General features: G+C 36.1%; 7 protein-coding genes and 1 pseudogene. 1 reads left to right on the forward strand and 7 read right to left on the reverse strand.

Translation table 11 applies throughout. The features are described 5' to 3' along the window. The 3 genes and pseudogenes from BUA88_RS16710 to BUA88_RS05805 form a co-directional block, all read right to left on the reverse strand. Positions 1–155: pseudogene (locus tag BUA88_RS16710) on the reverse strand (IS110 family transposase); the annotation flags it as partial. A 286-nt stretch (positions 156–441) separates the two neighbouring features. Beyond that, positions 442–1,833 (reverse strand): glycoside hydrolase family 32 protein, encoded by a 1,392-nt coding sequence (locus BUA88_RS05800; RefSeq protein ID WP_072914099.1) that lies wholly within the window; start codon positions 1,831–1,833, stop codon positions 442–444. 14 nt (positions 1,834–1,847) lie between these two features. Then, positions 1,848–3,713: a PTS sucrose transporter subunit IIABC gene (locus BUA88_RS05805; protein WP_072914104.1), complete on the reverse strand. Its 1,866-nt coding sequence runs from the start codon at positions 3,711–3,713 to the stop codon at positions 1,848–1,850. A 269-nt stretch (positions 3,714–3,982) separates the two neighbouring features. On the opposite strand from BUA88_RS05805, the gene BUA88_RS05810 reads away from it, so the two are divergent. Beyond that, positions 3,983–4,963: a LacI family DNA-binding transcriptional regulator gene (locus BUA88_RS05810; RefSeq protein WP_072914109.1), complete on the forward strand. Its 981-nt coding sequence runs from the start codon at positions 3,983–3,985 to the stop codon at positions 4,961–4,963. 41 nt (positions 4,964–5,004) lie between these two features. Here the strand turns inward: BUA88_RS05810 and BUA88_RS05815 are convergent, their stop codons facing one another. From BUA88_RS05815 to der, 4 genes are all read right to left on the reverse strand, one after another. Beyond that, on the reverse strand, positions 5,005–8,934 hold the full coding sequence (locus BUA88_RS05815; RefSeq protein ID WP_072914114.1) for a GH32 C-terminal domain-containing protein: 3,930 nt from the start codon (positions 8,932–8,934) through the stop codon (positions 5,005–5,007). Between the two features lie 266 nt (positions 8,935–9,200). Beyond that, positions 9,201–10,208, reverse strand: a complete 1,008-nt coding sequence (locus BUA88_RS05820) for an NAD(P)H-dependent glycerol-3-phosphate dehydrogenase (protein WP_072914118.1) — start codon at positions 10,206–10,208, stop codon at positions 9,201–9,203. Positions 10,209–10,339: 131 nt separating this feature from the next. After that, entirely contained in the window at positions 10,340–10,990 is a 651-nt protein-coding gene (locus BUA88_RS05825) for a glycerol-3-phosphate acyltransferase (RefSeq protein WP_072914122.1), read from the reverse strand. Then, a complete protein-coding gene (gene der, locus BUA88_RS05830; RefSeq protein WP_072914126.1) occupies positions 10,990–12,315 on the reverse strand; it encodes a ribosome biogenesis GTPase Der in 1,326 nt (441 codons plus the stop codon). Before der ends, BUA88_RS05825 begins: the two co-directional genes overlap by 1 nt. Between the last annotated feature and the right edge of the window lie 2 nt (positions 12,316–12,317).

A 12,317-nucleotide genomic window follows, 5' to 3' on the forward strand; every position in this document is an offset into this window, starting at 1 on the left:
CCTTCTCGACTGTTGCTAAACTTAAAAACTTTACCTAGTTCAATGCCTCTCCAATCAAAGGCTCTGGCATAATGTGTAGTACTTCCTATATCAATTCCAACTACCAAAGTTGATTCTTTTACTTGATTGATTCTCTCATTCTGCTTACAATTCATTTGTGGGTGTCTCCTTTGAACAATGATTTTTATTAACCGGCAAGTTAACAATCATTATTCTATGAGAGGCACTCATTTTTTACAAACCTGATATTTTTACCCTAACAGGAATGCTCCATAAAATCCCATTTAAGTCACAAAATTCACTGCCTAATATTTTAACCTATTTTAAGAATAAATCTATAGAAAAAATTTAATATTCTAAATATACAAAAAAGAGATAGGAAAAATATTCCCATCTCTTTTATTGGTCGTCCAGGTCCTACTGATACAAAAACTAATAAACCTATTTTATATCTACATTAAAAGACTTAAGACTATAGGCTTCTATATTTCCAATACTTCCATCTATAGCAAGTGTATTCTTAATTTCCTTCGCCTTAAAATACTTTGTAGTAAATGTATAAAGACCGTCATTAATGAAGATTTCTATACTACAAGTATCTACATAAATCTTCATGTTTTCTATTTTCTCGCCCTCAGCTAACTTTAGTTTTCTATATGTTCTATTACTTCCCAAATTCTTGTCTGTAAAAGAAAATACTAAGTCATTTGTTAGCTTATTGTATTTAACATCAAAACCATTATTAAACTGAATAGTAAAATCATCCTGACCAAACTCCGACATATTTAATTCATATGAATCAATGTCAGCAATGTTTTTGATATCAATTTTTTCTTCTCTTAGATCCATGATTTCAGCAATTGGCTGCTGAAGCAATTTCCCAGAATTGCTATCATAGACTAATTTCCTTGGCAATGACAACATATGCTGCCATCCATCATCTATTGAAATATCATGACCATATTCCGCATCAGGCATACCCATCCATGCAATTAGGATTGTTCTTTTGTTTTCGTCTACATAAGTCTGTGGAGCATAAAAATCAAAACCATAATCCCATTCTGTAAATTCGCCTAAGCCCTTGCCATCAGCCAATAAATCCTTTTTTGCATTAAAATAACCAGCCTGGTAAATATTTTGGAAAGAATACTCTTTCGCCTCCAAGCCCTGAGGAGATACTGACAAGAACTGTTTACCATCTACATAAAATAAGTCAGGACATTCCCACATATAACCAAATTTTTCAAACTCTATAAAATGACTAAAATTCCAATTAATCTTATCCTTGGATTTAAATAAAATAACGCATCCTTCATCACTCTTTTTTCTTGCCCCAAGAGTCATGTAGTAATAGTCATCCTGATACCAAACCTTAGGGTCTCGAACATGAAGAGTAAGATTATCTGGATAATCCTCACTTCTCAGTAATACTCTTTTTTCGCTAGCATCTATTCCGTCCTCGCTAGTTACTAAAATGGTATTACTCTCTCTTCCCTCTAGAATATAGTCGTAATCTCCAGCATGCTTTACGTTGCCTGTGTAATAAAGATACATTTTATTGTCTTCTACATAGGCGCATCCCGAATAAACACCACTTGCATCCTCAGGCCTATCAGGCTTCATGAATACTCCTGTGAAATCATAATTAATGAAATCCTTTGTGGAGTAATGACCCCAGTCCTTTTCACCGCCCTTAGGATCATCTGGTGAATACTGGAAAAATATGTGATGTACACCATCAAGCTGGCAAAGACCATTAGGGTCATTAAGCCAGCCTGAAATAGGAAAAAGATGAAATCTAGGAGTTAAATATTTATTTTCTTTTATACTCATCTAATAAACACCTTTTATTTTGTTACTTTTAAAACCTTCTCACTGAAATCAGTAGTACCTATCTTGATAGCACTAACCTCAGCAAACTTCTGTGTATTAGAAATAATAACTGGTGTAACAAGTGGATAACCAGCCTTTGTAATAGCATCCATATCAAATGTTACAAGAGTCTGTCCACAAGCAACCTTGTCGCCCTGAGCAACGTGTGCTTTAAAGTGTTCTCCATTTAATTTAACGGTATCAAGACCGATGTGAATAAGAACCTCAATGCCATCATCACTTACAAGACCAATAGCATGCTTTGTATCATAAAGCATAGCAACAGTTCCATTGAAAGGAGCAACAACCTTACCCTCTGCTGGATTAATTGCAACGCCCTTTCCAAGTGCCTCGCTTGCGAATACCTTATCAGGAGCCTCTGTAAGAGGAATAATCTCTCCCTTAAGAGGAGAATATACTGAATCCGCCTCTACATTAATATCAGACTTTGTTTCTACAACAACTGAAGGAGTCTTCTCCTCATCCTTATAAAGAATCCAAGATGCTGCAAATGCTACAACAGATGCAACTGCAAATGTAAGCAAATATCCTGGTAAACAATCAGTAACGATAAGAAGTCCAAATAAACCTGTGATACCGTTTGCTGTAGCATAAACACCCATGATAGATGCTACACAAGCACCTGCGGCACCACCAATCATACCAGCGATAAATGGCTTTCCGTAACGAATATTAACACCGAAGATAGCAGGTTCTGTAATACCCATAAAAGCTGAAAGCGAAGCTGGAAGAGCCATTGCCTTTGTCTTTTTGTTTTTAGTCTTTAATGATACTGCAAGAGCAGCTGCACCCTGTGCTACATTAGCTGCTGTAGCGATAGGCATCCAGATATTCATACCATTATCAGAAAGCATCATCATCTCGATTGCATTGTACATGTGGTGAGCACCAGCAAGTACTGTTGGAGCATAAAAACCACCCATAAGGAATGCACCAACACCAAATGGAATAGCGATAAGTGCCTTAGCTCCTGAAAGAACCCATGTTTCAACCTGAGCAAAAATAGGTCCAACGAATGTCATAGCGATGAAACCTGCAATAAGTACTGAACAAAGTGGTGTTACAAAAAGATCAAACATTTCTGGAACAATCTTATGTAATTTCTTTTCGATAGTACACATTAACCAAACAGAAAGAATGATAGGAATAACATGTCCCTGATAACCAACATTTGCAATGTTCCAAGCACCAAACCAAGACCAAAGTGTAGTTGTCTCAGCACCGCTTGCTACTGTCCAAGCATTAACAAGACTTGGGTGAATCATTATCATACCGATTACTGCGCCAAGGTAGATATTTCCTCCAAAAATCTTAGCTGCTGAAATAGCTATAAGAATTGGTAAGAATGTAAGTGAAGTATTTGAGAACATATTTACAAGATTATAGAAATATGAATCTGCCATTGATGGCCAAATCTGCACAAGGCCACCAAGTAAACCGTTTAAAAGTCCTGTTGCTACGATAGCTGGAATGATTGGGATAAAGATATCGCCAAGAGTCTTGATAGCTCGCTTCCACCATGGTGCCTTGCTTGCAGCAACCTGCTTAAGCTCTTCCTTTGTAGATGCCTCGATACCGGCTATATCAATAAATTCATCATAAACTTTATTAACTGTACCTGTACCGATGATAAGCTGAAGCTGACCTGATGCATCAAATACACCCTTAACTCCATCTATCTCCTCTAATGCTGGTACATTAACCTTGCTGTTGTCAGCAATTACTAATCTAAGCCTAGTTGCACAATGTGCAGCTGAGATTAAATTATCCTTTCCGCCAATCTGTTCGTAGATCTGGCTTGCACACGATCTGTAATCCATGTTTTTCCCTTTCTGTTTTTCCTTTAATGAATATACAATAAAATCGATTAATCTCACTTATGAAATCGATTTCACATCTTGGTGACATTATATAACTATTAAGGCAAAATTCCTATTAGTAATGTGTGATAACGATTTCATATATTTTTTATATGTTTTTCACAAAATAATCTATAAAAGCCTAATTATCCTTACAAAAATTGATTTAGACCTGTCTAACAAATATAATATTAGTGAAAACGATTTCAATAATATTTTAGGAGAACCCCATGAATATTAATCAAATAGCAAAACTTGCAGGCGTATCCCCAGCAACAGTTTCCAGATACCTAAACAATGGATACCTAAGTGAGGAAAAGCGCCAGGCAATCGCAAAAGTAATAGATGAGACTGGATATATTCCATCTACCCAGGCTCAAACTCTCAGAACCAAGAAAACCAAGATTATCGGGGTTATTATCCCTAAGATTGATTCGGATTCCATTTCACAGGTTGTGGCTGGTATTGGCGAGGTCCTTAATGAAAAGGGCTATAAAATGCTTTTGGCCAACACAGATAACCATGATGAAAAGGAAATAGAATTTATTAATACATTCAAACAGAACATTGTTGATGGCATCATCCTCCTTGGAACTACACTTACACCTAAGCATAAAAAAGTCCTAAAAGACCTTACAATCCCATATGTAGTCTTAGGACAACAGACTGATATTTCCACCTGTATATTCCATGATGATTACACAGCAGCATACGAATTAACAGATTACATCATAAATAAAGGTCATAAAAATATTGGCTACATTGGTGTTACTGAAAAAGATATTGCTGTAGGTGTAAATAGAAGGAAAGGCTTTCTTGATGCCCTGGAAAAACACAATATCAAGCTTCCTGCCAAGCTCATCAAGACCGGCTCATTCTACATGGATAATGGCTATGAAAATGCTAAGGCTCTACTTAGCCAGAATAAAAATATTGATGCTATTTTGTGCGCTACAGATACTATAGCTTTAGGTGCTATCAAATACCTAAACGAAAATAAAATAAAGATTCCTGGCGATATTGCTGTTGCCGGCTTTGGGGAAAGCAAGTCATCTTCCATCCTTTCTCCTAGTCTCACTACAGTACATTTCTATTACAGAGACTGTGGAATTGAAGGGGCTACTTTCCTACTTGATAAAATCGCAAAACCTGATATCCCAGATAAAGCAATGAAACTGGGCTTTGAAATAATAAAAAATCAGTCTGTATAAAATCAGGCAGTCCCCAATACAGAGGACTGCCCGAGAAATTATTACATTTTCTTCTTTCTAATCATCAGTATTACTAGTCCACAGGCAAGTAAAATACCAAGTACACATAAAATAGCAATTACTGCATTATTAGAAGTACTTTCTTCGGCTATAGACTCAGTAGCAGAATCATTTTCTGTCTCAACTGCTGCCTTAGGTACAGTTTCATCCTGTATTTCTTCTGAGGCTTTTTCTTCAAAGGAATTATCCTTAGTGGAAATATCTTCAGTAGCAGCCTGTTCTTCTTTTTCTGAAGGCTTTTTCGAAGAATTTTTAGTACTTATTTTATTTGTAGCTTCTTGTTTAGGTAGAGCCTGTGCCACAGGCTCATCTGCAATTTTCACCTGCGTCTGTCCATTATTTGAAGTAGTATTAGAGGCTCTATTTGAATTTGATGAACCAGATGAGCTTCCACTATTTGATGCTGAAATATCTAATTTATTGTCATTTGTAGAAGGAGTAGCAGGCTTATCCTCAGCAGGCTTTTCTGTATCCTTGGAATCTACATAGAAGGTTTGAACATTTAATTCACCATCCCAAAGTCCAAGTCCAACATATCCTTCCTCTAAATCGTTAGCATCCTCTAAAGTGTAATCAAGACTATTCACATCATCTACAAAAACAGAAATATTATTATTCTTCTTTTTAATTTCAAGATTATGATATTTACCATCTCCAATTGGTGCCTTTAATTGACCTCTAAACATATCATCACGACCAAACCTGAAGAAACGAATAACCTTATTATCTGGTGCAAATTGAATTGTATAGCCACCTTCACCTTCTAGAGGATTCATGTTAGGCGAAACTAGAAAGATGTTAATCAATCCTTTTGTAAAATTGATTTTTGTCTTCATAGTATAGTCACCATTAATCTTATCTTTTACCATGTAATAATCATTTTGGCATACATTAGAAACTGTAAGAGTTTCGTCATCAACAGTCCAATTTCCAGAAAGATTTACAAAATCTTTTACATTTGTTTTAAAGTTATTTTCGTATACCTCTATGGTAAATTCTTTTGAAAGTTCTGGATTTTCTTCACTAGTAGCAGACACAACAGCCGTGCCCTTCTTAATAGCCTCTACTTTTCCATCATCTGACAATTGAATAACACCCTCGCCAGATTTAATAGTCCAATTTATTTTTTGATTTGCATTAACAGGAAGAATATATGCATCAATCTTTGTCTTTTCGCCACAGTTCATCCTTGTCTTTGAAGGGAACATAGAGCTTATGGCATATACATCCTTAACTTCTTTCTTATCATTCCAAATACTTTTTATTGGATAAATATCGATATCTGCATTAATTTCGCCGCTTTCTGCAAACACCTCTATTCCCTGACTAAAAGGATTAGCAAAAATCTGTGCAGCACCACAAACTTTATTATCAGCAGAAAATACTTCAACACTTGCTTTGTCTACAAAAATATGTAAATCAAGACTTCCATCTCCGTTTAAGGACATATTTTGAGAGCATACTTCTGAAAATTTGTTACTAATAATTACCCCTGAATTACTTCTATCGATATATAACTTCTGATCATTAAAATCATATGCGACAATCGTTTCTTCATTGCTACCTTTTCTTAACTTAAATCCGACCTTAGTGGCATTCTTAGCAGGTTTAAATCTGGCAATTATCTCATATGTGTCTCCATTAAAATCTTTTAAAGTATCCGCACTATCTTTAAGCTTTAGATTTTTTATGTGTAGCTTATTTGTTGTTTCTCTAAGCTTTTTATATTCATTGATAGGAGTCTGAGTCAAAGCATAACCGGCATCAGTCTTTTCCAATCCAAGCTTTAAATTAAGATTGAAAGTACCATTAAAATCCTGACCAACTTTTGAAGCGATTTGATTGCAATAATCATCCCAGGTATTCATCCAATTAAGCTCTACTATTTCAGGAATATCTGGATTTGCAGCAGTACCAAAGTCCTGAATATAATATGTCATAGCTGCGTATGAATCTCTACCGAAGTTCATAATACCGTCGCTATCCTTATATTCATCATCAGGAATAAAAGTCCAGCATCCATCAAGGTTTCTAAAATCACCAACTTTATAGAATCGACCACCTCGTGATAATACCCATTTAAGAGTTCCATCAGAAGCTTTCACTGGATACATATCAGGACATTCTGTATGTAAATCCCCATAGGTAGATTCACAAGTCCAGTCTATTAGATTGTCAGATGAATATATTCTAAGTGGTCCACCAGCAATTACCATGAACCATTTATTTTCCCATCTAAATACCTTTGGATCTCTAAAGTCTCTTGAATGTAAGGGATCATTTGACCAATCAAGTGCAACTTTATCAAGCTTTTTCCAGGTCCTACCTTCATCCTCGCTATAAGCCAGTTTTATTCTTTGTCCATTGCCATCAGCAGTTATAAGTGCCACCAAACCGCCTTCATTAGAGTCAAATAGACCTGAAGTGTTATTATCATCAACAACTATACAGCCAGAGAACATTGCGCCATTAGCATCTGGATAAAATGCAATAGGTTCTTCCTGCCAATGAAGTAAATCCTTACTTGTAGCATGTGCCCAGTGCATTGGCCCCCATTTAATATCATCAAAAAACTGATAGAACATATGGTAAGTGCCTTTATAATACACTAAGCCATTAGGATCATTTGCCCATCCTTCTTTTACTGAATAGTGATACTGATCTCTATACACTTCATTGTAGTATTCAACATCATTTTTGAAGCGATGAATATTAAGTCTGTACACAACAGAAGCATCAAATCCATCATCATCTTTTATTGTAGATTTTACAGTAATATAATTTATGCCTGTTTCAATAGGAATAGATTCACCAACGGAGAATAAATCACCATCTTCATTTTTTATTTCTATGGATGCATCTGGACACATCTTCTCTAATTCGATTTTTACTTCAGAAGCATCATTATTTACATATTGAAGCATCATTGGTTCAGTCGAAAGAAATCTTGCTTTATCAGAGATAGTTCCGTTATCAGATTTTACAGAAATATCCTTCAACAATGGTGAGAAATAATTATTAAGCTCTCTATAATATGTGTTTTGGAAAATAACTTTACTATTCCAGTTTAGAAGTCCAAAAACACCTTCATCAATGAAAGTATCCTGCCCTAAATCCCCAGGTTGTAAATAATAATCTCCCAAACTAGCAACAAGCTCATCATTCACAAAATAAAGAATCCATGAATCACATGCTACAACCTTTAATGTGTAGGTCTCCTCCGATGTCGCAGTAATTGACTTCTCATCAATTAATTGAAGGGCATCATTACGTTGCCATCTAAAAAATTTGCATTTATGATTTGAAGCATCCAGGTTTACAACATAACTCTCTTTATTATCTGCAGTTCCATTGCTTCTAAAAAGTAAAGCAGCTGCCAATTGGTTTTCTAGAAATTTAATATCAGTTGAATATACGAAATTTTTACCATGCGTTTTTGAAAAAGCAAAACAATCACCCTTTCCAAGAGCATCACTCATCAAACCATCTTCTGTGTATTCCCAATTACCATCACCAGAATAAGACAATTCGCCAATATTGTTTTTATAATTGTCAATATAATCTTCATCATCCTTGTCGTCTGTTATCTGATCTTCTTCAGATTCTTCTGTATCAGAAATGAATTTTTCTTCATCAGAAGTTTGAGCACCCTCATTCTCATTTTCTAAATCAGTAATATCAGATTTTTTCTCTTCATTTACATCTCTTTCATCCGATTTTTCTTCCTCAATTATTTCTTCATCAGGATTAGTAAACTCAACATTTTCATCTTTATTTTGCTCTTCGACAATAATTTCATTAGTTGCAGAGCCTTCCGCAAAAACTATGTCTGCATTGGTTGCAACATTACAAAGTAATAAAGATACACTTAACAAATTACATAAAAACCCTACCAATCTTTTCCTTTTCATATTCTCTCCTTCAAATATTATAGTAATGGCAAAAATGCACTCGGCCGATGTTACATATGCACTTTCCCCTTTTTCATATGTCGAAATTATAGTATCTCCTATTGGTGCATATATCAAATAGAATGTTGCATATGCATCATATTTTGTATAAATGACTCAATTCCTACATACTAATTTAGTAAATATGCACCATCCATGTTTAAATTTAGAAGCTCTCAAAATTTGTAAAAAAAAAGAGCTCTGCTTTTTGCAGAACTCCTTAATCATTACCATTCCATATCGCTTGTCTCATCTTTTTTAGAACGTGTCATTAATTCATAAACTGCATCTTTCGCAGCCATTCCATCAAATAAAACAGCATTAACGACATCAACGATTGGCATTTCTATATTATATTTTTCAGCAAGCTTCTTTGCTGCCTTTGCAGAATAAACGCCTTCTACAACCATGGCTACCTTTTCCATGGCATCATCTTTTGACATTCCCTGTCCAATATAAAAGCCTGCCATTCTGTTTCGGGAATGCATTGATGAGCAAGTTACAATAAGATCACCAACACCAGTAAGACCAGCAAGTGTCTCGGCTTGACCGCCCATTGCAACTGCAAGTGCTGATATCTCCTTGATACCACGTGTAATAAGTGCTGCTTTTGCATTATCACCAAAGCCTAGTCCATCAGACATACCAGCAGCAAGTGCAATGACATTCTTAAGTGCTGCCCCCACCTCGATGCCTTTTACGTCTGGCGAAGAATATACTCTGAAATATTTGTTCATGAAAAGATTTTGTACAAAAAGAGATGTCTGTCTGTCAGTAGAACCAGCAACTACAAGAGTTGGCTTAAATACTACAACCTCTTCTGCATGACTTGGACCGGATAATACGCATATACGTTTGTCAGAACCTAAGACATCTTCCAAAATTTCAGTCTGGGTGAAAAGAGTCTCCTCTTCAATACCCTTTGTAACTGTAATAAAAATCTGATTATCATTTACAAATGGTTTAATCTTTTCTGCAGTCTCTCTTGTAGCCTTTGAAGGAACAGCCATAAGAACTACATCTGCAGTTTTTGCAGCATCCTCGATGTCTGCTGTAAAAATCATAGACTCTGGGAGCTTTACACCCTTAATCTTATCGCTGGTATGAGTGTCATTCATCTGGTCTACCTGCGATTGTCTGTGTGACCAAACCTTTACCTCATGTCCATTCTTATTAAGCATGACAGCCAGGGCAATACCCCAGCTGCCTGCTCCTAAAACACTAATTCTAGCCATAAAATACCTCTAGTCTTTATAAAAATTACGCTGGTCACGATAACAAGCATTATGATTTCTCCGCTCAGCTGAAGAAAGCTTCGCTTAAGAAATATAATAGCTTGTTATCTACCAGCTTGCTTACTTAATTACTATGCTCTTGTTTCTGGATGGAAAGAAAACTTATTTTCATTTCCGTTGATTAGACGCTTAATGTTTGCGTGGTGAAGAAGAATTGCAAGCCCTGATACAAAGCAGCAAATTACAAGAACTTCTACCAATTCTGAGCCTTCAAAAGGTACTAAACCGAAATATGCACCTACTAGCATCTCTATTGCAAAGGAAAGACATCCAATGATTGAGCCTAAAGACACATATCTTGTAAGAGCTACAAGAGCTATGAAAACTACTGCTGGAATAGGAAGTCCCATAGGGAATAATGCAATAATAAATCCAAGTGTAGAAGCTACACCCTTACCGCCTTTAAAATGCATATAGCAAGGAAAATCATGTCCTAAAACTGTACCAAGTCCTGCATAAACCATATAGATACTTACATCATCAAAAAATCTGTGATAAGTAAGCCAGACAACAAAGCATGCTACTACACACTTGAAGCAGTCCCAAAGCAATGTAATAAGACCTGCAGGCACACCTAAATTACGCATCGTGTTTGTAGAACCAACATTACCGCTGCCTACCTTAGTAAGATCAATGTGCTTTGATTTTCCAATAAAATACCCCATTAGAATCATTCCAAAGCAGTAACCAATTAATACAGCAATAATTCTCCCAATAATCATTATTCGTTTTCCTTTCTCTCTCTAATTATAAATTTCAGAGATGTACCTTCGAAGCCAAATGCATCTCTGATTCTATTCTCAAGATATCGTACATAAGAGAAGTGCATCAAATACTTCTCGTTTACGAAAATAACGAATGTAGGTGGCTTAACTGCTACCTGTGTAGTATAGAAAATCTTTAGTCTCTTGCCCTTATCTGTAGGAGGTTGCTGAAGAGCAACTGCCTCAGAAACAATTTCATTAAGTACACCAGTAGCAATACGCATTGAATTGTTCTCGATAACAGCATCGATTGTCTCGTAAATCTTTCCAAGACGCTGTCCGCTCTTAACAGAGATGAAAAGAATTGACGCGTAAGGCATAAATGAAAGAATCTGGCGAATCTTTGTTTCATGTTCTTTCATGGTCTTGTCATTCTTTTCAATGGCATCCCACTTATTTACACAAATAATTATACCCTTTCCACGCTCATGAGCAATACCGGCAATCTTCGCATCCTGCTCAGTAACACCTTCTGTTGCATCAATCATAATAATAACAACATCAGCCTTTTCTACTGAAGCTACGGCACGAACAATTGAATATCTCTCAAGATCCTCTTTGATTTTGCTCTTACGACGAAGGCCTGCTGTATCGATGAAAATATAATCCTTGTGGTTATAACGAACTCTTGTATCTACCGCATCTCTGGTAGTACCTGCGATATCTGAAACTATAACACGCTCTTCACCGCAAAGCTTATTGATAAGTGATGATTTTCCTACGTTAGGCTTACCAATAACAGCAATCTTAGGAGTATCGTCCTCTTCCTCCTCTCCCGACTGCTCTGGGAAGTACTCTACTACTTTATCAAGCATATCACCAAAGCCAAGACGGCTTGATGCAGATACTGGAACTGGATCACCAATTCCAAGATTATAAAACTCGTAAACATCTGCCATATCACGTTCAAAGCTATCTACCTTATTTACAACAAGGATAACTGGCTTATGAGAACGACGAAGCATATCTGCCACCTTAGAATCGCTGTCCTGTAATCCCTGCTTAACATCTACAAGGAAAATGATTACATCAGCTGTATCGATAGCAATCTGCGCCTGCTCACGCATCTGTGAAAGAATAATATCCTTTGAATCTGGCTCGATACCACCTGTATCAATCATTGTAAAATCATAATTAAGCCATGAAACATCGGCATAAATTCTATCTCTTGTAACACCAGGAGTATCCTTAACGATAGAAATACGTTCTCCTGCAAGTGCATTAAATAATGTGGACTTTCCAACATTTGGACGTCCTACTATAGCAACGACTGGTCTAGCCATAA

Origin of the sequence: Pseudobutyrivibrio xylanivorans DSM 14809 (assembly GCF_900141825.1) — a bacterium.
Lineage (GTDB): Bacteria > Bacillota > Clostridia > Lachnospirales > Lachnospiraceae > Pseudobutyrivibrio > Pseudobutyrivibrio xylanivorans.

Excerpts from the sequence above, each read along its gene's own strand:
- BUA88_RS05820 (WP_072914118.1), bottom strand. The coding sequence starts at position 10,208 with ATGGCTAGAATTAGTGTTTTAGGAGCAGGCAGCTGGGGTATTGCCCTG.
- BUA88_RS05815 (WP_072914114.1), bottom strand. The coding sequence starts at position 8,934 with ATGAAAAGGAAAAGATTGGTAGGGTTTTTATGTAATTTGTTAAGTGTA.
- der (WP_072914126.1), bottom strand. The coding sequence starts at position 12,315 with ATGGCTAGACCAGTCGTTGCTATAGTAGGACGTCCAAATGTTGGAAAG.
- BUA88_RS05810 (WP_072914109.1), top strand. The coding sequence starts at position 3,983 with ATGAATATTAATCAAATAGCAAAACTTGCAGGCGTATCCCCAGCAACA.
- BUA88_RS05805 (WP_072914104.1), bottom strand. The coding sequence starts at position 3,713 with ATGGATTACAGATCGTGTGCAAGCCAGATCTACGAACAGATTGGCGGA.
- BUA88_RS05800 (WP_072914099.1), bottom strand. The coding sequence starts at position 1,833 with ATGAGTATAAAAGAAAATAAATATTTAACTCCTAGATTTCATCTTTTT.
- BUA88_RS05825 (WP_072914122.1), bottom strand. The coding sequence starts at position 10,990 with ATGATTATTGGGAGAATTATTGCTGTATTAATTGGTTACTGCTTTGGA.